General features: G+C 62.7%; 22 protein-coding genes. 14 read left to right on the plus strand and 8 right to left on the minus strand.

The window, feature by feature from the left end; translation table 11 throughout:
• Window positions 1-15: 15 nt before the first annotated feature.
• Window positions 16-1,179 (minus strand): helix-turn-helix transcriptional regulator, encoded by a 1,164-nt coding sequence (locus E4S61_RS10375; protein ID WP_135303861.1) that lies wholly within the window; start codon window positions 1,177-1,179, stop codon window positions 16-18.
• A 154-nt stretch (window positions 1,180-1,333) separates the two neighbouring features.
• Between E4S61_RS10375 and E4S61_RS10380 the strand changes: the two genes are divergently transcribed.
• Window positions 1,334-2,584: a DUF7096 domain-containing protein gene (locus E4S61_RS10380; RefSeq protein WP_135303862.1), complete on the plus strand. Its 1,251-nt coding sequence runs from the start codon at window positions 1,334-1,336 to the stop codon at window positions 2,582-2,584.
• Between the two features lie 10 nt (window positions 2,585-2,594).
• On the opposite strand, the gene E4S61_RS10385 is transcribed toward E4S61_RS10380, so the two are convergent.
• Window positions 2,595-3,215, minus strand: coding sequence for a methyltransferase domain-containing protein (locus E4S61_RS10385; RefSeq protein ID WP_135303863.1), 621 nt, complete (start codon window positions 3,213-3,215; stop codon window positions 2,595-2,597).
• A gap of 154 nt (window positions 3,216-3,369) precedes the next feature.
• On the opposite strand from E4S61_RS10385, the gene ahaH reads away from it, so the two are divergent.
• The 10 genes from ahaH to E4S61_RS10435 all read left to right on the plus strand — a co-directional run bounded on the left by ahaH (window position 3,370) and on the right by E4S61_RS10435 (window position 12,915).
• Entirely contained in the window at window positions 3,370-3,702 is a 333-nt protein-coding gene (gene ahaH / locus E4S61_RS10390; protein ID WP_135303864.1) for an ATP synthase archaeal subunit H, read from the plus strand.
• Window positions 3,689-5,950 carry a V-type ATP synthase subunit I gene (locus E4S61_RS10395; protein WP_135303865.1) on the plus strand — a complete coding sequence of 754 codons (2,262 nt, stop codon included), beginning with the start codon at window positions 3,689-3,691 and terminating at the stop codon, window positions 5,948-5,950. The genes ahaH and E4S61_RS10395 overlap by 14 nt, the downstream gene beginning before the upstream one ends.
• 231 nt (window positions 5,951-6,181) lie before the next feature.
• Entirely contained in the window at window positions 6,182-6,448 is a 267-nt protein-coding gene (locus tag E4S61_RS10400; RefSeq protein WP_135303866.1) for a F0F1 ATP synthase subunit C, read from the plus strand.
• 20 nt (window positions 6,449-6,468) lie between these two features.
• Window positions 6,469-7,053, plus strand: coding sequence for a V-type ATP synthase subunit E (locus E4S61_RS10405; protein WP_135303867.1), 585 nt, complete (start codon window positions 6,469-6,471; stop codon window positions 7,051-7,053).
• Complete coding sequence (locus E4S61_RS10410) at window positions 7,050-8,126, plus strand: V-type ATP synthase subunit C (protein WP_135303868.1); 1,077 nt, start codon at window positions 7,050-7,052, stop codon at window positions 8,124-8,126. The genes E4S61_RS10405 and E4S61_RS10410 overlap by 4 nt, the downstream gene beginning before the upstream one ends.
• Window positions 8,123-8,446, plus strand: a complete 324-nt coding sequence (locus E4S61_RS10415) for a V-type ATP synthase subunit F (RefSeq protein WP_135303869.1) — start codon at window positions 8,123-8,125, stop codon at window positions 8,444-8,446. The genes E4S61_RS10410 and E4S61_RS10415 overlap by 4 nt, the downstream gene beginning before the upstream one ends.
• A 3-nt stretch (window positions 8,447-8,449) precedes the next feature.
• Window positions 8,450-10,210, plus strand: a complete 1,761-nt coding sequence (locus E4S61_RS10420; RefSeq protein ID WP_135303870.1) for an ATP synthase subunit A — start codon at window positions 8,450-8,452, stop codon at window positions 10,208-10,210.
• 2 nt (window positions 10,211-10,212) lie between these two features.
• Window positions 10,213-11,640 (plus strand): ATP synthase subunit B, encoded by a 1,428-nt coding sequence (locus E4S61_RS10425; RefSeq protein ID WP_135303871.1) that lies wholly within the window; start codon window positions 10,213-10,215, stop codon window positions 11,638-11,640.
• 144 nt (window positions 11,641-11,784) lie between these two features.
• Window positions 11,785-12,477, plus strand: coding sequence for a V-type ATP synthase subunit D (locus E4S61_RS10430; RefSeq protein WP_135303872.1), 693 nt, complete (start codon window positions 11,785-11,787; stop codon window positions 12,475-12,477).
• Between the two features lie 45 nt (window positions 12,478-12,522).
• Complete coding sequence (locus E4S61_RS10435) at window positions 12,523-12,915, plus strand: DUF6276 family protein (RefSeq protein ID WP_135303873.1); 393 nt, start codon at window positions 12,523-12,525, stop codon at window positions 12,913-12,915.
• A gap of 167 nt (window positions 12,916-13,082) precedes the next feature.
• On the opposite strand, the gene prf1 is transcribed toward E4S61_RS10435, so the two are convergent.
• Window positions 13,083-14,336, minus strand: a complete 1,254-nt coding sequence (gene prf1 / locus E4S61_RS10440) for a peptide chain release factor aRF-1 (protein WP_135303874.1) — start codon at window positions 14,334-14,336, stop codon at window positions 13,083-13,085.
• Window positions 14,337-14,732: 396 nt separating this feature from the next.
• Between prf1 and E4S61_RS10445 the strand changes: the two genes are divergently transcribed.
• Window positions 14,733-15,548, plus strand: a complete 816-nt coding sequence (locus E4S61_RS10445) for a MinD/ParA family ATP-binding protein (protein WP_135303875.1) — start codon at window positions 14,733-14,735, stop codon at window positions 15,546-15,548.
• Between the two features lie 190 nt (window positions 15,549-15,738).
• Here E4S61_RS10445 and E4S61_RS10450 read toward each other — a convergent pair whose 3' ends face one another.
• From E4S61_RS10450 to pyrH, 5 genes are all read right to left on the minus strand, one after another.
• Window positions 15,739-15,945 carry a cold-shock protein gene (locus tag E4S61_RS10450; RefSeq protein WP_135303876.1) on the minus strand — a complete coding sequence of 69 codons (207 nt, stop codon included), beginning with the start codon at window positions 15,943-15,945 and terminating at the stop codon, window positions 15,739-15,741.
• Between the two features lie 229 nt (window positions 15,946-16,174).
• Window positions 16,175-17,917: an arginine--tRNA ligase gene (gene argS, locus E4S61_RS10455; protein WP_135303877.1), complete on the minus strand. Its 1,743-nt coding sequence runs from the start codon at window positions 17,915-17,917 to the stop codon at window positions 16,175-16,177.
• Window positions 17,918-18,012: 95 nt separating this feature from the next.
• Window positions 18,013-19,779 carry a site-2 protease family protein gene (locus tag E4S61_RS10460; RefSeq protein WP_135303878.1) on the minus strand — a complete coding sequence of 589 codons (1,767 nt, stop codon included), beginning with the start codon at window positions 19,777-19,779 and terminating at the stop codon, window positions 18,013-18,015.
• A gap of 333 nt (window positions 19,780-20,112) precedes the next feature.
• Window positions 20,113-21,753, minus strand: a complete 1,641-nt coding sequence (gene lysS, locus E4S61_RS10465; RefSeq protein ID WP_135303879.1) for a lysine--tRNA ligase — start codon at window positions 21,751-21,753, stop codon at window positions 20,113-20,115.
• Window positions 21,753-22,439 carry a UMP kinase gene (gene pyrH, locus E4S61_RS10470; protein ID WP_135303880.1) on the minus strand — a complete coding sequence of 229 codons (687 nt, stop codon included), beginning with the start codon at window positions 22,437-22,439 and terminating at the stop codon, window positions 21,753-21,755. Before pyrH ends, lysS begins: the two co-directional genes overlap by 1 nt.
• A 355-nt stretch (window positions 22,440-22,794) precedes the next feature.
• Here pyrH and E4S61_RS10475 point away from each other — a divergent pair, with 355 nt between their 5' ends.
• Window positions 22,795-23,043, plus strand: a complete 249-nt coding sequence (locus E4S61_RS10475; protein WP_135303881.1) for a DUF7123 family protein — start codon at window positions 22,795-22,797, stop codon at window positions 23,041-23,043.
• Between the two features lie 86 nt (window positions 23,044-23,129).
• Complete coding sequence (locus tag E4S61_RS10480; protein ID WP_135303882.1) at window positions 23,130-24,311, plus strand: site-2 protease family protein; 1,182 nt, start codon at window positions 23,130-23,132, stop codon at window positions 24,309-24,311.
• The last annotated feature ends 2 nt before the right edge of the window (window positions 24,312-24,313 follow it).

Below are 24,313 nucleotides of genomic sequence, written 5' to 3' on the forward strand. Positions count from 1 at the left end.
CCGAGGATGTTTACCTTACTCGTCGATCTGGGTGACGTCCTCGTCGGGGAAGGAGATGAGGTTCTCCCGCCCAATCCGGAGTTTGTCGATACGACCGTCCTCGTCCATCGAGGAGAGCAACTGCGAGACCTTGGCGTTCGACCAGCCGGTCTCCTTGACGATGCGAGCCTGTTTCATCCGCCCGCCGTTCTGATCGAGCAGCCGTTCGACGCGCTCCTCGTCGCTCAAGAGTGTAACATCGGTCTCCTCGTCCTCGCCGTCGTCGGAAGCAACGGTAGTGTCCGAATCGTTCGACCCGCCGCTTGCAGCCCCGCTGGCGACGGCACCGGCCGCACCACCGCCGCTGCCACCATCGGTGTTCGTCTCACTCGCGCCCGCGGGCGGAAGGTCGAGAGTACCCTGCCAGTTGATGTAGCCGACTGCGACGACGAGACCGACGACGAGCATGAGGACAGCCCCGAACCAGAAGGGGATGTTTCCGAAGAGTCCAGCCGGCTGTTCGGGCGTCCCGGTCGAGGAGCGGTCGGGGTTGCCGGTGTATATAATCTCGAGATAGTCGGGTTCGAACGTCCGGGGCCCCTCGAAGCGGAGTTCGCCGTCGATGACGGCCGTTCGTGGCGGCGAGTTCTGGACGCCATACCCCGCCGGGGCTGAGATGACGAGTTGCTGGTTCTCGTTGAGACTCTTGAACCACGTCCCTTCGGGCGTATCGAACGCGTCACCGACGAAGAGTTGCCCCCGTTCGACAGTGGCGAAGTCCGTCCACGTGAATTCGAGGATGAGCGTTCCCCGGTGCTCGTTGACGACGTAGTCCCGGTTCATCCCGGTGATGTTCATCTCCCGGCCCGTCGCCGCCGTTGCCCGCTCGTTGGCCTCACGGAACGCCGCTTCCCACCGGGTGTCCGTCTCACCGTCTACGTACTTCTGAGCTAGCGATTCGAAGGCTTCCGTGTCGTTCTGATCTTCTAACGCGTACGTATCTGTGATGGTCCAGCGGGCGTCGCCGTTGGGCTGTATCTGGACGTAAAACGTCGTGTTCTCCGAGACCGGCGTCGGCGTCTCGGTCGGCGCCATCTGCTGTGCTGGCCGTGTGGGAGCGACCGCCGATGCCGCGACCGGCGTCGCTACCGACGCCACGACGAGGAGGACGAGGAAGGCAGCAGGAGCCCGCGGGACCATTTCCACACGAGAATCCACAGTCCGTCGGCAAAACCCTTTCCATCCGGCTATAAAACGTCAGACGCGCCTTTGAAACGTCTCGGGCCTTCTCAGCCTGCTATTTGAAGTGCAGTAATAGAGGGATTTTTGTACGGTGGGGCTGTATCCGGTGGTGATGCGAACCCTCCCCGCCCTCCTCGTCGCACTCTTGTTCGTCAGTGCGGCGGTCGCTCCTGTCGCCGGTTGGAGCGTGTCGGCGACACAGTCACAGACGGCTGCGCCCCCGGCCCCGCGTGTCGCCACGATCGAGAACACGACGAACCACCTGACGATCCCGGACAGTGAGGTCAGGACATCGTCGTTCAACGAGAGCGGTATCGACGTCGGCACGGCCGTCGCCGCCGGGTCGACGGCGCTCCATCAGCGCCACGAGGCCGCGGCGTTCGAGTCGCGCTTCGGTCGCCTCGATTCGGAGTTCGAGCGCACCCAACACATCCGTCGGGTGTTATCGAGTATCGAGGCTGAGGAAGCCGAGCTCGACCGCAGACAGCAGACGGCGATTCGGCAGTACGCGAACGGGGAAATAACCGCGACCGAGTTCCTCCGAGTCCGTTCGATGGTCGATACGGAGTCGCGGGAACTCACCCAGCGGCTCAACCGCGTCAAGAGCACCGCGGAGATCGCACCGGACTACTCGACGAGTGAGGGGATGACGACCCGGATGAACAACGTTCTCGGAAACCTACGGACGCTGCAGGGACCGGTTGGCGAGCAGTTGACCGAGTCGATGTTCGGTACCGGGGGCGCGGATGTCGTCTATCTCGAATCCTCGACGGATGCGTACATGCTCGCCACCATCGACGGGAGCCAGTACGTCCGCGAGACGCGCTTGGGCAGCCAGCGAGCGCCGAATCGAACCGACGCGTTCGCGGAAGCCGCCCGGAACGAAGCCGGCGGCGACCGACTCGTGGCCGCGGTCGAGCGCGGACGAGAGCTGTATCCGTGGACGTACCAGCGCCAACTTCCCAGCGTCAACGCCTACGGTGATACCGGGATCTACCGGCTGGCCGCCCAGACGAGTAACGGACAGCTGACGTTCTTCTTAGACGGCGGGACCACGAACGTCTTCTACGAACTCCAGCACCGCGATTTGAGCAGCGTGCGAACGTCGAGTACCGAAACGGCCTTCGAGGACGGCCTCCGGGTGACCATCGATCAGTCCTACGAGACTGGTCCGCTAGTCATGTCGGTGGTCGATGAGGAATCCTCGGAGCCCGTCGACGGAACGGTCGAGATCAACGGTCAGACGGTCGGCCGCACCGGGTCTAATGGTCACCTTTGGGCGGTACAACCCCGCGGTTCGTACACGGTCAACGTGACTACGGAGAACGGAACTGAAGTCTCGGTTCCCGTATTTCCGGAGTGAACGATCCCACCTACTCTGGCACTTGTGCGATCGTCGTGATCGCCCGCGGGCTCCCGGGTCGAGACTGTTGAATATGGTGTTCGAACTCCTCGTAACCGGCTGCTTCGAACATCCGCGTGGCCTCGCTCTCGTCGTAAAACAGCATGATGGCGTCGGCTAGCTTCTGGAAGATAGTGGAGTTGGGATAGTCCGGGCCGACGATGAGCACCTGTCCGCCGGGTTTCGTGATGCGACGGCACTCTCGCAACGCGACGACGGGATTCGGCCAGTATTCGATAGACCCAGACGACCAGACGACGTCGAAGGCGTCATCTTTGAAGGGGAGTCGTTCCGCATCGCCTAAGTGAAACCGAACGTCACCGTGCTTGCCGAACTTCTGGTAAGCCTTCGATAACTGGTGGGGGCTCTGGTCCAGTCCGTAGACGGTGTCTACGTGTTCGAGGAGTCCTTCGGTGGCAAAGCCGGTGCCACAGCCAACGTCGAGTACTCGGTCGTCAGCCGAAAGTCCCAGCATCTCGATGGCTTCGTCGCGCATCCGCTCGTCCCAGATGAAGGGGTTGACCTGGTCGTATACCTTCGAGAGGTACTTGTAAAACGTCCGCGCGCGGGCTTTGTTTTCGAGGACTCCCATTATTGGCTGTTAGAATCTCGCGGTCATAATTCCCCGGATTTCGGCCTGGGGGCGGACGCTCCGGCGATTCACCGGGTGACTGTGGTTCACACGCACGCGCAGAAACTTCGCAACTACCAAATAGCCGCTCTAGCAACGGTCACACGATTAGCAAATGCCACGGCCAGAAGTTCTAGATAGGATAAAGGAGGCCGAGCAGGAGGCCGACGAAATCGTCGCCGAGGCCGAGGAGGACCGGGACGAACGACTTGCCGAGGCCCGCGAACGGGCCGAGGAAATACGCGAACAGGCTCGTGAAGAGGCAGAGGCCGACGCGGAGGCTCGCCTCGAAGCGGCGCGCAAGGAAATCGAGAAGGAGCGAGCGGAACTCATCGCCGAGGGTGAGAACGCCCGCGAGGAACTCGAAGCAGAGGCCGCCGGACGAGAAGACGAGGTGGTCGAATACGTCACAGACCTCTTCGAGGAGGCGGTACATGTTCAGACCTGAGAAGATGTGTCGCGTCTCGGTGACCGGGTCGAAACGCGTCATGGAGGAAGTCATCGGGTCGGTCCACGACCTCGGCATGCTCCACGTCACCGAGTACGACGGGTCGTGGGACGGCTTCGAACCCGGTGACCCCGTCGACGGGGCCGACGAGGCATCGGACCAACTCGTGACGGTCCGTTCGCTCGAATCGATCCTCGATATCGACGAGGAGGACGCCGGGCCGAAGCGACTCGTCACCGACGACGCGCTCAAAGAGGACCTAGAGGAGGTCCGAACGCAGGTCAACGAACTCGACGACAGACGTGGCGAGGTCCGTGACGACCTTCGGAACGTCGAAGAGCGCATCAACACGATGGAACCGTTCGTCACGCTGGGCATCGATCTGGATTTGCTCCGTGGCTATGACACGCTCTCTGTCGTCGTCGGCGAGGGTGACGCGGACGAGGTGAAGGTGGCGCTGGCCGACAGCGACGTCGATACCTTCCAAGTGTTCGACGAGGACGGCGTCATCGCCGTCTTCGCTCGAACCGACGAAAGCAAGCTGCAGGACGCGCTGGTCGGTGCGACCTTCTCACAGCTACAGATCCCGGAGGGCGACGGCGCACCATCGGAATATGTAGAGGAGCTGCAACATCGGAGACAGCAACTCGAATCCAAACTCGCAACCGTTGAGGACGAACTCGGCGACCTACGGCTCGACTACGGCGGATTCCTCCTTGCGGCCGAGGAGAAACTCGCCATCGAGGTCCAGAAGGCCGAAGCGCCGCTGACCTTCGCCACGACGGAGAACGCCTTCATCGCCGAGGGGTGGATTCCCAACGAGCGCTACGCGGCGTTCGAGAGTGCGATCGAATCCGACGTGAGCGAGGCCGTGGACGTCGAAAAGCTCGAAGTCGCCGAGTACGACGACGGCCACGCCCACGCCCGCGAGGAGATTGAACACGAGGGCGGCGGTGGCGGCGACGCGACGGTGGGCCAGACCGTGACGGCCCCCGAAGCCGAAGAAGAAGAGGAGAGCCAACAGCAGGAGGTCGCCGCCGACGGTGGCCTCGTCACGATGGACGACGACGAGCCACCGGTGATTCAGGACAACGCCGCGCCGGCCCGACCCTTCGAGGCGCTCGTCGAAGTCGTCAACCGCCCCAAGTACGGGGAGTTCGACCCGACGGTGCTGTTCTTCCTGACGTTCCCGGCCTTCTACGGGTTCATGATCGGCGACCTCGGTTACGGCATCCTCTACTTCCTTGCGGGGTACGGCCTCTACTCGAAGATGGACGGCGACGTGATGAAGAGCCTCGGCGGCGTCGCGATGTGGGCCGGTGGCTTCACGATGCTGTTCGGTATCCTCTACGGCGAGTTCTTCGGTCTCCATCAGCTCGGCGAAATCGTCTGGGGCGGCAGCCCACCGATGCACAAGGGTCTCCAGCCAGTGTACGGTAACTACGCCATCGCGTGGCTGACCATCAGTCTGCTGGTCGGGATGTTGCATCTCGCCGTCGGCTGGATATTCGACTTCATCGAGAACATGGAGCACGGCCTCTGGGACGCGCTCACCGAGAGCGGGTCGTGGCTCCTGATGATGTTCGGGCTCTGGGCATGGGTGTTCTCGGGTGCGAACGGTTCCGCGCCGAACTTCCTCTATACAGCGGAGGAGGGAATCTTCGCCGGTCATCCGTTCGCGTTCGGCTTCGCCGGTCTCCCGCCCATCAACCTGTTCACCATTCCCGTGCTCGGTGCGCCGTTCTCGGCGTGGTTGGGCGTGTTCTTCGTCGGCTTCGTGCTGCTGGCGCTCGCAGACCTCATCGAGGTCATCGAGTTCCTCAACGTGCTCGTGAACGTCCTGTCGTACACCCGACTGGCCGCGGTGCTGCTTGCCAAGGCGGGGATGGCCTTCGTGGTCAACCTGCTGTTCTTCGGCGTCTACGTCGTCGAGACGGGCCATGGTCCAGAGTGGCACTTCGGTATCGGCCACTCGCCGGCGTACATGCTCGAACAGGGGACCTACCACGGTCACGAAGTCACGAGCGTCATGTTCCCCGGTCTGATGCACTCGGGCATCGCCGGCCTCGTCGGCGGGTTGCTCGTCCTCGTGTTGGGACACCTGCTCGTCCTCATCCTCGGCGTCACGAGTGCCGGGCTACAGGGCGTGCGTCTCGAGTACGTCGAGTTCTTCGGGAAATTCTTCGAAGGCGGCGGCAAGAAGTACAACCCGTTCGGCTACGAACGGACCTACAGTAACGACGACTAACCGACGCCCGCGCGTCAACATCTCCCGTATTTTCCGTATTTCACGCCTACGAGGGTATCCTCCGTCGCTCATACCGCCCAAAGGTGGCTGGTACCAGCTCACAACCCCACCGTCCTGAGCGCCTAAATCGCCGAGACAGTACGCTGACGAAGCGTTTTGGGAAGCTTTATGAACTCCGTGGAGTCACATACGCCTGTTCGGACACGAGCACCTAGAGAGGACTTCAACAACATGATCGAGAACATCGCACTCGTTGTCAACGCTGTACTGCAAGAAGGTACTTCCGCTGCGCCAGCTATCCCAAACAAAGCTGCCGCGGCGCTCGCCGTCGGTCTGGCCGCACTCGGCTCGGGATACGCGGAGCGAGGGATCGGTGCCGCCGCCGTCGGCGCTGCCGCCGAGGACGACAGCATGTTCGGTCGTGGCCTCATCCTGACGGTCCTGCCGGAGACACTGGTCATCCTCGCGCTGGTCGTTGTCTTCGTCGTTCCTAACTAACCGACCCTCCTTTTCCAACAATGAGCCTTGATACAGTCGTAGAGGACATCCGAGACGAGGCCCGCGCGCGTGCAGACGAAATTCGTGATGAGGCCGACGAGCGCGCCGAGGAGATCGTTTCCGAGGCCGAGGCCGACGCCGAGCAGATTCACGAGGAGCGCGAAGCCGAAGTCCAACGAGAGACCGAGCAGTTGCGCGAACAGCGCCTCTCCTCGGCGAAGCTCGAAGCCAAGCAGGCTCGGCTGGAAGCCCGCCGTGACGTCTTAGAGGACGTTCACGAGGACGTCGAGCAGGCCGTCGCCGACATCGACGGTGCACGGCGCGAGGAGCTGACGCGCTCGCTGCTTTCGAGCGCGGTCTCCGAGTTCGACGACGGCGCGACGCTTCGCGTCTACGGCCGCGCCGACGATCAGGCCCTCATCGAGGATATCCTCACCGACTACGACGACGCAGAGTTCGCCGGGGAACACGACTGCCTCGGCGGTGTGGTTGTCGAGAGCGAAACCTCCCGCGTCCGTGTGAACAACACGTTCGACTCCGTGCTGGAGAGCGTCTGGGAGGACAACCTGAAAGCAATTAGCGATCGACTCTTCGATTCACAATGAGCAGCAACGGGGCGGCAAACCGCGGCCGGAGCTCGAATTACGAGTACGTTATCGCTCGGGTTCGCTCACGTCGTGCCTCGCTGTTCGACGACGACGACTATCGGAAACTCGTCCGTATGGGGACGAGCGAGATCGCTCGTTTCATGGAGGAGACCGAGTACGAGACGGAGATGAACGCGCTCGGGTCTCGGTACTCCGGTGTCGACCTCGTCGAATACGCGCTGAATCGAAACCTCGCGAAACACTTCGACGACCTGTTGGAGTGGGCCGAGGGGGCACTGTACGACTACATCGCCCGCTACCTGCGGAAGTTCGACGTCTGGAACGTGAAGACGGTCATCCGCGGACTGTACGCCGGAGCAGATTCAACCGAGGTCGAAGACGACCTCATCCGTGCCGGCGAGTTCAGCGAGCGACGAATCGACCAGCTGCTCGCCGCCGGCTCCATCGAAGAGGTCGTCGAACTGCTCGACGACACCATATTCGGCGAGGCGATGGCCGCGGCCTACCCGATCTACGAGGAGAGCGACGTCCTCGTGCCGCTGGAGAATGCCCTCGACCGTGCGTTCTACGAAACGCTGGTCGAAGGGCTTCCCAACAACCCCGAAATCGACAGTCCGACCGGACTGTACGTCGAGTTCCTGCAGTCCGAGGTGGACTTCCGGAACCTCCGGAACGCCCTCCGCCTCGCTCGCAGTGGCGCCGACGCCGACCCGGCAGAGTACTACATCGAGGGCGGGAAGCTATTCGACGAGCAGACTCTCACACAGCTCTCAGCGAACGTCGAGGGGATCGTCGCGGCCGTCCGTGAGAGTACGTACGGCGACAAACTCGATACGGCGCTGAGCGCCTTAGAGGAAGCTGACAACCTCATCGAGTTCGAGCGGGCACTCGACGCGGCACTCCTAGAGTACGCCGACCGCTTGTCGAACCGGTATCCGCTGTCGGTCTGTCCGGTGTTGTCCTACATCCTCGCCAAGGAGCGCGAGGTGGACAACATCCGGGCCATCGCCCGCGGTCGGGAAGCGGGTCTCGAACCCGAAGAGATCGAACAGGAACTGGTGATACTATGAGCCAGGAGATAGGCGTCATCGGCAGCCCCGAGTTCACGACGGGGTTCCGACTGGCGGGGGTCCGCAAGTTCGCGGACGTCCCCGCAGACGAGAAAGACGAGCGACTCGACGACGCCGTCGAAGAGATGCTCAGCGACGACGACGTCGGCATCGTCGTGATGCACGACGACGACCTAGAGCATCTCTCGCGAGGCGTCCGTCAGAACGCCGAAACGAGCGTCGAGCCGGTACTGGTGACACTCGGCGGTGGCACCGGTAGCGGTGGACTACGTGACCAGATCAAGCGAGCCATCGGTATCGACCTGATGGACGAAGACTAAACAATGAGTCAAGCAACAGAATCCGACGTCCGCGAGGACGGCATCATCGAAAGCGTCTCGGGACCGGTCGTAACGGCTCGAGACCTCGACGCCCGGATGAACGACGTCGTTTACGTCGGTTCGGAAGGGCTGATGGGCGAGGTCATCGAGATCGAAGGCAACATCACCACCATCCAGGTGTACGAGGAGACCTCCGGTGTCTCCCCCGGTGAACCCGTCGAGGGGACCGGCGCACCGCTGTCGGTGGACCTCGGGCCGGGTATGCTCGACGCCATCTACGACGGCGTCCAGCGCCCGCTCGACGTGCTCGAAGAGAAGATGAATTCGGCGTATCTCGACCGCGGGGTCGACGCGCCGGGCATCGACTTAGAGAAGACCTGGGAGTTCGAGCCGACCGTCGAAGCAGGTGACACGGTCGAAGCCGGCGACATCGTCGGGACCGTTCCCGAGACCCCCAGCATCGAACACAAAGTGATGGTCCCGCCCGACTACGAGGGCGGCGAAGTCACGTCCGCTGAGTCGGGCAACTTCACGGTCACTGAGCCGGTCGTTTCCCTGGACAACGGCGAAGAGATCCAGATGCGCCAGGAGTGGCCGGTCCGCACTCAGCGCCCGGCCAACGAGAAGGAGACACCGACCGAACCCCTCATCTCAGGGCAGCGCGTGCTGGACGGCCTGTTCCCCATCGCGAAGGGTGGGACGGCCGCGATTCCGGGGCCGTTCGGCTCCGGGAAGACGGTTACCCAGCACCAACTCGCCAAGTGGGCCGACGCGGACATCGTCGTCTACGTCGGTTGTGGCGAGCGTGGCAACGAGATGACCGAAGTGATCGAGGACTTCCCGGAACTAGAAGACCCCATCACGGGTAACGCCCTGATGGACCGGACCTGCCTCATCGCCAACACGTCGAACATGCCCGTCGCGGCGCGTGAATCCTGTGTCTACACGGGAATCACCATCGCGGAGTACTTCCGCGACATGGGGTACGACGTGGCGCTGATGGCCGACTCCACCTCCCGGTGGGCCGAGGCCATGCGCGAGATTTCCTCCCGACTGGAGGAGATGCCCGGCGAGGAGGGGTACCCCGCGTACCTCTCGGCTCGCCTGAGCGAGTTCTACGAGCGCGCCGGCTACTTCCAGAACATCAACGACACCGAGGGATCCGTCTCGGTCATCGGGGCCGTCTCGCCGCCGGGTGGGGACTTCTCGGAACCGGTCACACAGAACACGCTGCGTATCGTCAAGACGTTCTGGGCGCTGGACGCGGACCTGGCCGAACGGCGACACTTCCCGTCTATCAACTGGAACGAGTCGTACTCTCTTTATCGGGACCAGCTTGACCCGTGGTTCGTCGAGAACGTCCGGAACGACTGGCCGGAGACGCGACAGTGGGCCATCGACGTCCTCGACGAGGAGGCCGAGCTACAGGAGATTGTCCAGCTCGTCGGGAAGGACGCCCTGCCGGAAGACCAGCAGCTCACGCTGGAAATCGCCCGGTACCTGCGTGAGGCGTGGCTCCAGCAGAACGCGTTCCACGACGTGGACACCTACTGCGAACCGGAGAAGACCTACCGCATCATGGATGTCATCCAGTCGTACAACGACGCGGCCTTCGACGCGCTCGAAGCCGGTGTCCCCGTCGAGGAGATCACCGACATCGACGCCGCACCGCGAATCAACCGCATCGGCGTGCAGGAAGACTACAACGAGTACGTCGACCAACTGGAGGAGGACATCAAGTCCCAGCTCCGGGAGAAGTACTAACGATGAAAGAATATCAGACAATCACGGAAATCAGCGGCCCGCTGGTGTTCGTCGAGACCGACGAACCGGTCGGGTACGACGAGATCGTCGAGATCGAGACCGGCGACGGCCAGACCCGCCGCGGCCAGGTGCTCGAATCCGCGAGCGACTACGTCGCCATCCAGGTGTTCGAGGGCACGGAAGGTATCGACCGCGACGCCTCCGTTCGCTTCCTCGGCGAGACGATGAAGATGCCCGTCACCGAGGACTTGCTGGGGCGAGTCATGGACGGGACCGGCCAGCCCATCGACGGCGGCCCGGAGATCGTCCCCGACGACCGACAGGACATCGTCGGCGCGGCTATCAACCCCTACTCGCGTGAGTACCCCGAGGAGTTCATCCAGACGGGCGTCTCGGCCATCGACGGCATGAACACGCTCGTCCGGGGTCAGAAACTGCCCATCTTCTCGGCGTCGGGACTTCCTCACAACGACCTCGCGCTGCAGATCGCACGACAGGCGTCCGTGCCCGAAGAGGAGGAAGGCGGCGACGAAGAGGGCTCCGAGTTCGCAGTCATCTTCGGTGCGATGGGTATCACGGCCGAAGAGGCAAACGAGTTCATGGACGACTTCGAGCGCACCGGCGCGCTGGAACGCTCGGTCGTCTTCATGAACCTCGCGGACGACCCCGCCGTCGAGCGGACGATTACGCCGCGACTCGCGCTCACCACGGCCGAGTACCTCGCCTTCGAGAAAGACTACCACGTGCTGGTCATCCTGACAGACATGACCAACTACTGTGAGGCACTGCGCGAAATCGGTGCCGCGCGTGAAGAGGTCCCCGGCCGGCGTGGCTACCCCGGATACATGTACACCGACCTCGCTCAGCTCTACGAGCGAGCCGGTCGTATCGAAGGTCGTGAGGGCTCTGTCACGCAGATTCCCATCCTCACGATGCCCGGCGACGACGACACCCACCCGATTCCGGACCTAACCGGATACATCACTGAGGGCCAGATCTATATCGACCGCGACCTCAACAGCCAGGGCGTCCAGCCGCCGATCAACGTCCTGCCGAGCCTCTCACGGCTGATGGACGACGGCATCGGCGAGGGGCTTACCCGCGCCGACCACGCCGACGTCAAAGACCAGATCTTCGCCGCGTACGCGGAGGGTGAGGACCTGCGCGACCTCGTGAACATCGTCGGCCGCGAGGCGCTGTCGGAACTCGACAACAAGTATCTGGACTTCGCCGACCGCTTCGAGGACGAGTTCGTCGACCAGGGCTTCGACACCAACCGAGACATCGACGACACGCTCGAACTCGGCTGGGACCTGCTCTCGATGCTCCCGAAGGATGCACTCAACCGCATCGACGAGGACCTCATCGAAGAGCACTACCGCGAGGACGAGACCGCAGAGAGCGCCGACGAAGAGGCCGTCGAAGCATAAATCGGTTCGTTTCGTTCTCTTTTCGACTCGCTACGATTCCGTAGTCGCACCTGTACCGACACGTTCCATCCGGACCGCGAAATCGTTCGACTTCCCCACGATGACTGAAAACGGTTAACTGGCTCGGCCCGATAGACCCCCACAATGGCTAAAGACGTCAAACCCACCCGGAAGAACTTGATGCAGATAGAGGACCGCATCGAGCTCTCCGAGCGCGGGCACGACACGCTAGAGAAGAAGCGTGACGGCCTCATCATGGAGTTCATGGACATCCTCGATCAGGCACAGGACGTCCGAAGCGACCTCGACGACTCCTACGAACGCGCTCAGCGCGCCATCAACATGGCCCGCGCGATGGAAGGCGACGTCGCCGTTCGCGGGGCCGCGGCCGCGTTGAAAGAACACCCCGAGCTGACGACCCAGTCGAAAAACATCATGGGTGTCGTCGTCCCACAGATCGAATCCAGTAAGGTCAGCAAATCACTGGACGAGCGTGGCTACGGCGTGATGGGGACTTCTGCTCGCATCGACGAGGCCGCCGACGCCTACGAGGAACTGCTCGAACAGATCATCCTCGCGGCCGAGGTCGAGACGGCGATGAAGAAGATGCTCGAAGAAATCGAGACGACTAAGCGCCGCGTCAACGCACTGGAGTTCAAATTGCTGCCGGACCTCCACGACAACAAGGAGTACATCGAGCAGAAACTCGAAGAGCAAGAGCGCGAAGAGATCTTCCGCATGAAGAAGATCAAAGCCAAGAAAGAAGAAGAGGAAGATGCCATCGCCGCCGAGGAGTCCGAAGCCGAGTCCGTCGATCCGCTCACCGCCGACGACTGACTGGTCAGCCGATATCCCTTTCTCCCCGTCGTCCCTGTTTTCTCCATGTCCTGTTCCGAGTGTGGCGGCGAGACGCTCGCCGTGCCGGTCCCGCCCGAACTGCGGGAGTATCTGCCGGGCAACGCTGTCGGTGCGACCATCTGTCGGAGCTGTCTGGCGATGGGACCAGCCGACGACCCGCCGGAGACGATTCCCGACCTGACCGTCCTCGACGACGCGATGCCGTCGAACCCGGACGCGGCGGTGCCGATGGTCCTGCTACTCGGGCTACTGGACTCGCTGGCGCTACACCGAGCAGAGATTACGGCGTTGCTCGAACGGGTCGAACGGGCCGGGACGGACCCGTTGCTCGTCGTGGACCGACTCGCAGCGAGTTACGGGACGGATGCACACGTCGACCTCTCCCGGCGACGCCACCAACTCGAACAGTTACTATAGGTGCCGACTCGGGACACTAACTAGTTAGGTACAGATAGTATGTACCAACCTCACGTTTACGTAGACGCGGAGTCGGAACGTGTGTCCGTTCGTGGACTACCCTGTCCAAAACCCACACCGACCCCACTACCCCGTACCCCCCTTCTGGACGTGGCGTCTCGAACCGATTAGACGCCGGTCGAATAGCGTAGCAGTCCGGCGATGCCACCGAACGCCGTCAGGAGCTGTTCGCCCTTCTCGAAGTCCGTCGAGATGAACACCGTCTCGGTCCCGCGCTGTTCGCCCAGTTCCATCAGGTGGTCGATGGCGTCTTCTCGTTCACCGGCCTCGGCGTCGACGGCGGCCCCACACCGGGTACAGTCGTGGTCCGGCGTGGTCGCGTTGCTGTTGATCAGTTCGTACTCGTCGTGCCCGTTCTCACAGGTGTACGCGACCACGTCTTTCCGGAGGTCCTCGGAGATGAGCAACTGTTCGACCGCGCCCATGTTGAGGTTCTGTCGGGTTTGATCGAACCCGTAGGTCGCGAGGTCACCGTCGTGGAGCTGCTTGAAGAACTCCTCCATGACCTGCTTGTCCTGCAGCATTTCGTGTTCGGCCAGCACGTCCTCGGCGGCGTCGACGAGGTCGTACAGCCCCGACTCGTCGGTGTAGGCCACGTCGAACTTCCCGAGCACCATGTCCTGCAGTTCGTGATGGAGGTAATCGCCGTCTAGGAACTCGTCTTTGGTCGGTGAGGGACCGCCGACGAGGACGCCGTCCATCTCGTGGCGTTCAGGGACGAACAGGTCGTTGGCCATCCCCGCGACTTCCTGATAGAAGTTGTCGATGGCTTCGAGACGCAGCCGGGCGAAACGTTGGGCGGACTGACCACCTTTTCGCTGCTTGCCCGGCACGAGCGAGGAGGCAGATTTGACGGGTTCGACCCGTTTGCCTTTCAGCCAGCCGACGTTGGCCTCGCGTCGGTCTAAGACGACCAGTCCGAACAGGCCCTTATCGGCCAGCATCTCTTCGAGCGGCTCGGTGAGGAAATCGGAGTCACAGTGATACCGGAACGATTCGATTGGGTCCGGCGGGCTCTCTAAGACTTTCGTCACCATGTCGGTTCGACCGCCGCCGGTGTCGATGGCCCCCGAGAACAGTACTATGCCGTTTTCGGGCGGTCGCGTCTCGTAGTAGCGAAGCCGGTCCTTGATGGACGTCAACGCGTCCTGGACGGCTGTTCGGGTATCCTTGGACTTGATGTTCGATGCTTCGGAGTGTTCCTGTGTGACGTGGGCAACGACGTCGCTCAGGAGCTTATCCTCAGGAACGTAGATAGAGACGAGCTGTGTTCCTGATCCCTGATAGCCCTTGAGTTCCTCGATTACCTTTCGGAACTCGTACTTCTGTTTGTCCGACTGCTCCTGTTCCTGCTCACTCATTACTTCGTGTTGGTTCAGGCGGTGTAAGAACCTGTTGACAGGCACGTGGTTCAGAGAGCAACGCGAGTGAGAACCACGGTGAGCGAGCGGGGAACGAAGTGACCCGTGAGCAACGAGGGGCGCGACCAGAGGGGGACCGAAGGCCCCTCAGGCAGTCGGGCAGCGGTGCTGTCCGACGACAGCGGGAACGGGCTTCGAAGCGAAACGGCGAGCGATAGCGAGGCCGCGCCAGCGGCCTCGAATGCGAACGGTGCAACCGTGAGCGATAGCGAGCCGTGGAGCAGGGGCGCGTGGTTCGGAGCACGACGCGAGTGTGAAAGAGCCGATGCGTGACACCATGAGACGGGGACACCCGGCTTTATATGAGTGCCAGTCTAGGGGACAGACAATCAGATTATGGCGGGGTACGTGTGTACGGTAGCAGGCGGCAAGGGCGGCGTCGGGAAGACGACGACCGCGGTCAACGTCGGCGCGGGACTGCAAGAGATGGGCTACGACGTCGCCGTCGTCGACGCGGACCTCGGGATGGCGAACCTCGGCGCGATGCTGGCGGTCGAACCCGAAAAGAGCCTCCACGAGATTCTTGCGGGTGACGCCGCTGTCAGCGAGGCGCTCACCGACGCACCCGGCGGATTGACCGTTATCCCGGGCGAGCAGTCCCTGGAGGCCTTCGCCGACGCGGACCCGGCGAAGCTCCGTAAAGTCATCAAGACGCTGCGGAACGCCTACGACGTGGTGCTCATCGACACCGGTGCCGGGCTGAGCCACGAGGTGGCCGTCCCACTGGGACTGGCTGATGGCATCATCCTCGTGACGACGCCGGACGACGTCGCCATCGGCGATACGGTCAAGACGGCAGAACTCGCCGACCGTATCGACGGCGAGGTCATCGGCGCGATAATCAACCGCGTCACTCGGCATACCGACGTCGCCGATATCGCCGATCGCTTTCAGTTCCCGCTGCTGGCCGTCGTGCCGGACGACCCGCAGGCGACGACCGACGAACCGTTGGTACTCAACCGGCCGGAGAGCCACGCGGCGGATGCGTACCTCCGGCTGACCGACGCGCTCGAACGGCTCTTCTTCCACGGTGAGACGGTCTCGGAGGACATCGAGACCATCGTCGACGATAGCTGGTTCGTCGAAGAAGAGGGAGAGGACGGGGACGCCGAAGACGAGGATTCGGGCGGCGTGTTCGGCCTGTTCAACTGAGACAGTTCTGTTGGAACACTCGATCGGTGATCGGTTCAAGAGTCGCGCTGGATGGAGCGCGTCTCGATCACCAACTTCCCGCGAAGCAGCGGTTTCGTAAGTCGTGAGATAGCGAGCGGTAGCTACGACAGGTAGTATCTGAAAGAACGAATTGCCGTCCATCGCTACAAACGACAGGCGGAACGAGTCGTTAGTTGCGGACGAGGTTCGTCGCGCGGGGTCCCTTCGGGGATGATTCGATGTCGAACTCGACGTTCTGACCCTCTTCGAGGTCCGGACCGCCAACGTCCTCCATGTGGAAGAACACGTCTTCGTCGTCGTCTACAGCATCGTCGTCAGTCGAAATGAAACCGTAGCCGCCAGTGTCGTTGAAGAAATCAACTTTTCCGTTAGACATTACAAACAAATGTAGTCCCCTTCCGGGTATAACACTTCCGAGAGTGGCGGTACCACGGCTCCTGTTTGAGACGCATATGGAGCGGTTCGTCAAGAACATAGTGCGTTCGGATGCGTCAGCAGGTCGTTTCCAGAGGCAGATGTTTTGGGTGGAGGGCACGAGATGTCCCTCGAAAACGGAAAATCGTCTCGTCGCCGTCCTATTTCGACGCCGCGCTCGAAGCTGAGACTTACATCGAGGTCGGTGCTTCGACGCCGATCGCATCGAGCGAGTTGGCGACGGCGTGACGCGTGGCCGCGACGAGCGCGAGCCGTGCCGCTCGTGTCTCGGGGTCCGCATCTAAGACTGGACACTCGCGGTAGAATGCGTTGAACGTCTCCGCGAGATCACGCGTGTACGTGGCAACGGTGTGTGGTTGCAGGTCCTCGGCGGCTTCGTCGATGACCGCCGGAAAGCGGGCGACAACTCGGAGGAGGTCCCGCTCTTCGGGTTCGTCGAGATGCTCGAAGCCCCGCGAAGGGGCGAGTTCGTCGTCGTCGACATCGTCGAGAATTCCACAACACCGCGCGTGGACGTACTGGACGTAGGGGGCGGACTGGGCCTCGAAATCGAGCGCGCGGTCCCACTCGAAGGTAATGCCCTTCGTCGGCTGTTTCGAAACGATGTCGTAGCGCACCGCACCGATGCCGACCTGATGGGCGATTCGCTCGATGTCGTCCTCGTCCAGCTCGCCGCGCGAGCGGTCGTCTAGACGGGACTGGACCTCGTCACGGGCGCGAGCGATAGCCTCGTCCAATAAGTCGTCCAGGTCGATGCCGGTTCCTTCACGAGTGCTCATGCCGCCTTCGGGGAGGTTGACCCACGAGTAGAACACTTGACGGAGCTGTTCGGTGTCGTTGCCGAGCAGTTCGAGTGCGGCCGAGAGCTGATCGGCCTGCAGTTTGTGGTCCTCGCCGAGCACCGTGACGGCGCGGTCGTAGGTGTCAAACTTCCACTCGTGGTGTGCCAGATCGCGGGTCGTGTACAGCGAGGTGTCGTCAGAGCGGAGGAAGACGAGATTCTTCTCGAAGTCGGGGAGGTCGAGTTGCCACGCGTCGTCCTCGTAGATGGCACAGTCGAGCTCTTGCAGGCGGTCGACCAGTTCGTCCGTCGAGTCGTCGCGCATGAACCGCGTCTCCTTGACGAACTCGTCGAACTCCGCGGGAAGACGGGCAAGCGTGCGGCGCATCCCGCCGAGGACGGTGTCGACGACCTCGGCGACGCGTTCGAACGTCGCCTCGTCGCCCGCTTCTAACCCCTGCAAGATTGCCTGAATCTCGGCTTCGGCTTCTTCGACTCTGTCAGGGTCGGCGTCTTCGAGGAAGGCGTTACCCTTGCGGTAGTAGCGGACCATCTCGTACTCAGGGGAGTCCCGTTCGGGTTCGGGCAGGTCCGACTCCTCGAAGGTCTCGTAGGCCCACGTAAACACCGCGATCTGACGGCCAGCGTCGTTGACGTAGTAGTGGCGTTCGACGTCGTAGCCGGCGTAATCGAGTACGCGAGCGATAGCGTCGCCGATGATCGGGTTGCGCGCCCGGCCGACGTGGACCGGACCGGTCGGGTTCGCGGAGGTGTGCTCGACGACGACGCTGGTGTCGCGGTCCGGGAGGCGGCCGTACTCTTCGTCGGCCGCCGCTTCCAGCGTCTCGGCGAAGTACGCCTCGCTCGGGAGGAAGTTGACGTACGGACCCTGTGTGGTGACTTCGCTGACGTAGGTGAGCGAGTTAGCGTCGATGGCGTCGGCGATGTCCGCGGCGACTTTCGGCGGTGGCGCGCCGACCGCACCGGCCAGTCGGAACGCCGCGCTGGACGCGAGGACGGCGTCGACGTCTTCCGGCGGCTCCTCGATACCGAGGTCGTCGGTCGGCAAGTCTAACTCCGTGAGCGCGGTTTCGAGGGCGTCCTCGACCTCCGCGCGGAGCGCTACAAACATACGGCCAACTCTCGCGGCGGGCAGTAAATGGGTAACGAAAGGCGGTTCGAACGACGGGGATACGTTCCGGGGCGGATACCCCTTAGATGCGGCGGTCAGGCGAAGAAGCGCGGGCCGAACACCATCAACAGCAACCCGGCGATCATCGACACCGTCACCGCGACGGTCACCGCCGTCGTCGCCCGGCGGCGGTCGGGGACCGGGAGTCGAGAGACGACCGACTCCGTCGTCGCTCGGAGGATGTGGCCGCCGTCCAACGGGAACGTCGGCACGCAGTTGAACTGGCCGATGACGAGGTTGATCCAGCCGGTCCAGAACAGGGCGTTTGCCAGTAGGAACACCGGCGTCGTCCCGAGCGCTGCGAGCGGGCCCTGCACGGTGTAGAAGTTCGTGGCGATGCCGGTGAAGCCGGCGAAGTTGTAGCCGAAGCCACCCGCGACGCCGATGAAGGGTAGGATGAGGATGGCGAAGACGCGCTGGACGAACGAGAAGCCTCGTTCGGTGTTCGGGTTCTCGGGGTCGCCGCCGATGAACTCCAAGAACGTCGCGGCGGGGTACTGGTCGATGCCGAAGTCGTTGACCTCGAAGCCGCTGATGCCCGCGCGGAACGAACTCGTGAGGACGCCGCTGTCGACGCCATCGCGTTCGGCCAGCCTCACGGTGTACTCCTGTCGCTGCCCGTCGACGTAGCCGACGACCGTCACCTCGTCACCGGGACTGGTTTGTGAGAGCGCTTTGCCGAGCGCGCTCGCGCTCGGAGTACGCTGGCCGCCAAGCGACGTAACGACTATCGACGCGTTGGCGGGCGCGCCCGCCGCCTCCAGCGGACTGCCCGCGGTGACGCGGCCGTAGGCTCCGAGCGGCGTCGTCACGGTCTTCCCGTCTTCAGTCCGAAGCGTGGCGACCGTGTGGTTGCGCGCCGCCCGGTCCAAGTCGCCCCGCGTGTACACTTCGGTGTCGTTGACGGCAGTAATCGTCGTGCCGACGTCGAGCGGTGCGCTCTGGACTGCACCGACAACCATCGGGGCTCGTTCTACGGTCGTCGTCGAACCGTCTTTGAGCGAGACATCGACGCTCCGGCGGTCGTTCTCGGCGAGTACTGTCTGGAGCTCTTGGGAGTTACTCACCGACTGTCCGTCGATAGCCGTAATCACGTCGCCGGAGTCGATCCCGGCCTGTTCGGCGGCCGACCCGGGCAGTGAATCCCCCACTGGTACCCCGTCGACGACGGCCAGCGAGCCGGCAATCGGCCCGAACAGGAGGAGTAAGGCCACGAGCGACAGCGCGAAGTTATTGGTCACGCCAGCGGCGTACATCCGAATCTGCGACCCGCGGTCCGAACGGAGCAGCTCGTCCTCGTCAGGTTCGACGAACGCACCGACGGGAATCACCGCGATGAGCGCCAGCCCCATCGACTCAATGTCGATATTTTCGACCCGACAGAACAGTCCGTGGCCACCCTCGTGGACGACGAGACCGAGAAGCAGGCCCAGTAGAATCTCGGGCGCGACAGAGAGCGGGAGAAAGTCGTTGACACCCGGAATTGCCAGCGCGTTCCGGGGTTCGTTGAGTGCCGACGGCTGCGGGTTGACGATTGCCTGATAGGCCCCGAAAATGACTAACAGGAACGACCCGACCATTACGACGAGCGCGATCCCGACGCCGAGGTTCCCCCACGCCCGCCAGAACCGCTTAGGACGTGCCAACTTATCGAGAATTATCTTTCCTCGCTGGGTGTGAATCGTCGTTATCGGCCCACTGAAACGAATGAAATCGGGAACCACTCCACGGGCCTTGAGCGCCATCGCCAACAGCGTGTAAGCGACGAGTCCAGCGAGAACCCACATCAGCGTGCTTACCATCTATCGGTACGTAGAGCCAGCAAAGCAAGAGGGTTCGGGTTCGACCTTTTTCTCTCGGGGCATCGCGCTCGCACTTGGCGAGCGCTCAACCCCGAGTAAAAACGTCGATGAAAAAGGCGGTCACTCACTTCGTTCGTGACCGTGAAACGCCTCACTTCGCTCGGCGTATGCTACCGCAACGGCAGACCGCCCGATTCAGTGAAAACGTCTGCTATTGAGCGCCCAGCTATCGGTTAGAAGAGAGCGAGCAGCGGAGTACCAACCTCGATGAACACGTCGAGACGCTCACAAATGTTAGCTGGGTCTGATTCCGGTTCTCGGCGGCGAACGCGCCTACGCCTCTCGGCGCAACCGCTCGACGACGAATTCCCGGTCTAACTTCGAGATGAAGGGCCCGAGTTGCGGGCCTTCGGTATCGTCGAACAGCAGTCGATAGCCCGCCGAGAAGAAGTCGCCGATGTCGATGTCATGTCGCTTCGCAGTCTCGTAGATCTCGCCCTGTATCTCCTCGCCGTCGTGGCCCTCGGCGACGAAAGCGGCTAACTCGTCAAGGGCCGCCTCGGTCGCCGGGTCGAACTCCGTCTCGGGCAGTTCGGTCCGTTTGAGTTCGTAGTCGAACTCGTTGCTCGTCCGGCGCGCCCAGTTGCGGGCGCGTTCGACGCGGGCGAGCGCGTTGGCGACGGCCCACTCGGGGGCATCCTCGGGGATGTGACCCTCCTTGCGGGCGATTTGCTCGCGCAGCGCAGGGTCCTCGGTCATCCCGAGAACGGCGGCGAAGGTGTAGGGAATGCGGACCCGCTCTTTGCGGGGATCGTCCACCACCATCGGATACGCTCGCTCGGCGACTTCCTGCTCGTCATCGTCGCGGGCGTCGATTTCGTCGAAGTACAGCGCCTCGAAGCGGTCGAACCCGTCGACCAGTTGATCCACGCTCTCGACGGAGAAGTCCCGCTGTTTTCGCGGGTTCTTCGTGAAGAAGTACTTGAACACCTCCGGTTCGAGGATTTCGAGCACCTCGTCGACGGTGACGACGTTGCCCGAGGAGGAAGAGAGCGGTTCGCCCTCCAGCGTGAACCACTCGTAGACCATCGGCACGGGCGGGTCGATGTCGAGGACGTTCTCGGCGATATCTTCCCCAGAGGGCCAGGAGCCCTCGGCGTGGTCCTTCCCGAACGGTTCGAAGTCGACACCCAGAATCTCCCACTGGGCGGGCCACTCGAAGCGCCACGGGAGTTTACCGTCCCGAAAGGTAGCGACCCCCTCATGCCCGCAGCCCTCGATGGTCTGGTCGCCGGCCTCGACGTCCGTACAAACGTAGTGGATCTCACCGGCCGCCAGGTCAACCTCGGTGACACCCTCGGTGAGTTTCTCGCAGTTCTCACACTGGGGCACGAAGGGGACGTAGTCGTCGTCGACCTTGTTCTGGTACTCGGAAAGTACCTCGCGGGCACGGTCGGCACGTTCGAGGACGCGCCGTGTGACGGCCTCGAACTCGCCGTTTTCGTACATCTCCGTGTTCGAGACGAACTCCACGTCCACGCCGACGAGTTCGGCACTCTTCTTCAGGAGGTTCGTGAAGTGTGCGCCATACGAATCACAGCACCCGAAGGGGTCGGGGATATCCGTGTAGGGCTTGCCGAGATTGCGACCGAGCGCGCCCGCGTTCACCTCGCCCAAACCCACGATGTTCCACTCCAAGTCGGCGAGTTGCCGGGGGACTTTCCGCAGTCGGTCCTTGTCGTCGGCGGTGAACACTTGCCGTACTTCGTGCCCTCGGTCGCGGAGCGCCTCAGCTACGAAGTATCCCCGCATTATCTCGTTGAAATGCCCGATGTGGGGCACACCGGACGGGGAGACGCCACCCTTGATGACGATGGGGTCCTCAGGGTCGCGGGCCTCGATAACGTCCGCGACTGAATCCGCCCAGAACGCTCGCTCGCCGCCGCTACCGACTGCATAGGGGTCTTCGGCCATTATGCCTCCGGGACGATTTCGGTGCCGTCGAACTCGCGGTCGGCGATGGCCGCTCGGACGCGTTCAGGGTCGGTGCCGTCTACGACGACGGTCGGAATGCCCGCTCGCTCGATGACCTTCGCGGCGAGTAAGTCGACCGGCGCGTTGCTCCCGGCGGCCATCTCCATCCCAGCGATGATGTCGACGAGTTCAGACGCCGTGAGATGGTCGAAACGCGTCGCCTCGGGGTCTTCCTTGGGGTCGTCGTCGTAGACGCCCGCGACGGAGGTTGCGTACACTAGTAGATCGGCGTCGACGTACTCGGCGAAGGCAGCGGCCACGGCGTCGGTGGTCTGGGCGGCGACGATCCCGCCGAGGACGGGGATATCGCCGCGCCGGATGGCTTCGCGTCCCGCTTCGTAGCTCTCGGCGGGAGTCGACGCCGCCCGATCGTCCAGCGCCGCGATGAGCAGGCGGCCGTTCAGGCGCGTGACGGCGATTCCCAGTTGGTCGAGTTCGATCTCGTTGGCCCCCAGTTCGCGGGCGCTCTCGATGTAGTCCCGAGCGGTTGGGCCACCGCCGACGACCGCACCAAGTGTGTGTCCCGCTTCGTCGAGTGTCTGGAGTGTGGCGGCGTACTCGGACACGCGGTCCGGTTCGAGATTCGGAGCGAGGACGCTTCCACCGATAGAGACGACGACTTTCATTGGCCCGGCGTAACCGCGAAACGCTCTTAAGGGTTGTCAACCCCAGTCGAATACCGCCGTCACAGCACACCCCGCCCGTAGACGATGGCAGACATACGTCAGACGCAGAACCAGCAACAATTGCTGTAAAGTGTGCTGGAAATACGTGATAATACCGGATTCGCGGGTATGAAAAATGGTGGACTCTCGACCACCTTGTGAGAGTTTAAAACGCTCTATAAAACGTCTAAAGCCCTCTGAAACGGTTATAAAATATGCATTTCACGGCAATTTTTCCTGAAAGCCGCCGAAGTGACGCGAAGCTTCCTTTCTTTATATACTCTCTCCGGCAGAAGGCATAGACGAGGTGACACAGATGAGCGCAACTGCATCCCCCGCCAACGAGGAAGAGCCCTCCAAAGAACAGCGCCTGAAGTCCTTCCTCGCAGAGAAGGCCGCGGACGGCGAAATGTACTTCAAGAGCAAATTCATCGCCGACGAGGTCGGCCTCTCGCCGAAGGAAATCGGTGCGCTGATGGTCAAGCTCAAAGACAGCGCCACGGAGATCCACGTCGAAAAGTGGTCGTACACGAGCGCGACGACGTGGCGCATCGAACCCGCGTAAGTCCGTCACCGCTCCCGCTTTCGGTCCCCCCCCGCTTCTCCTGTCGGGCAGAGTATATTAGTGTCCGCACGCTGTACGAGTGAGTGATGAGTCGTCCTGCCGACGAGTCCCCGTCGCCCGCCGAACTGGCGGCCGTCTTCCACGTCGCAACCGTCCACCGGGACGGTGAGACACTTCGATACTTCGGTGACCCACTCGTTCCTCCCCGTAGCGTCGCCGACGAACTCGCCCCCGTGTTCGCCGAGTATGGCTACGACATCGAGTTAGAGCGACAGGCGTCCGCGAAACCGACTGACGGCGGTACGCCGCTCGACACGCGCGGCCAGCAGTACGCGCTGGTCGCGGAACCGACCGAAGCGACTCACGGTGGCGTCCCCTGGCTCAACGTCGCGCTCTTACTCGCGACGGTCGCCTCGACGCTGTACGTCGGCGCGAGCGGGTGGTACTACATTCCCGTCGCGGAGGAGCCGCTCCGCATCTTCGAGGCGTGGCCGTTCGTCGTGGCGATGTTGGGCGTGTTAGGTATCCACGAACTCGGCCACTACGCCGCCGCTCGGTATCACGGCGTGGACGTGACGCTCCCCTATTTCATCCCGTTTCCCTCGTTGCTCGGGACGATGGGTGCCGTCATCAACATCCGTGGTCGCATTCCGAGCCGGCGTGCGCTGTTCGACATCGGCGTCGCCGGGCCGCTGGCGGGACTGGTCGCTACGATCGTCGTCACGATAATCGGCCTCACGCTCGACCCCATCTCAGTCCCCCAGAGCGTCCTCAACGGCGGTGCCAAGTACGGTATCAACTTCCACGACCCGCTACTGCTACAGGGTCTGCAGGAACTCGTCGTAGCGCTCGGTATCGGCGTCGAGTACGGTCCCCGAGAGGCTGTTCACCCAGTCGTCTTCGCCGGATGGGCGGGGATGTTCTTCACGTTCCTCAACTTGCTCCCGGTCGGGCAACTTGACGGCGGCCACATCGTCCGTGCGATCATCGGCCGCCGACAGGAGACCATCGCGGCGGCGGTACCCGGCGCGCTGTTCGCGCTCTCGGGATACCTCTATCTCACCCGCGATGCGCCTCCCATCGGCTTTGGCGTCTGGACGCTGTGGGCGTTCTGGGGTGTCTTCGCCACCGGACTCGCCTACGCGGGACCGGCGGAGCCGACGGTCGACGAACCACTGGACCGTCGGCGAATCGCACTCGGCCTCGTGACGTTTGCCCTCGGAATCGCCTGCTTTACCCCGATTCCGTTCGAGATAGTCACCGCGTAGCC

Origin of the sequence: Haloarcula amylovorans (assembly GCF_004681185.1) — an archaeon.
GTDB classification, from domain to species: Archaea; Halobacteriota; Halobacteria; order Halobacteriales; family Haloarculaceae; genus Haloarcula; species Haloarcula amylovorans.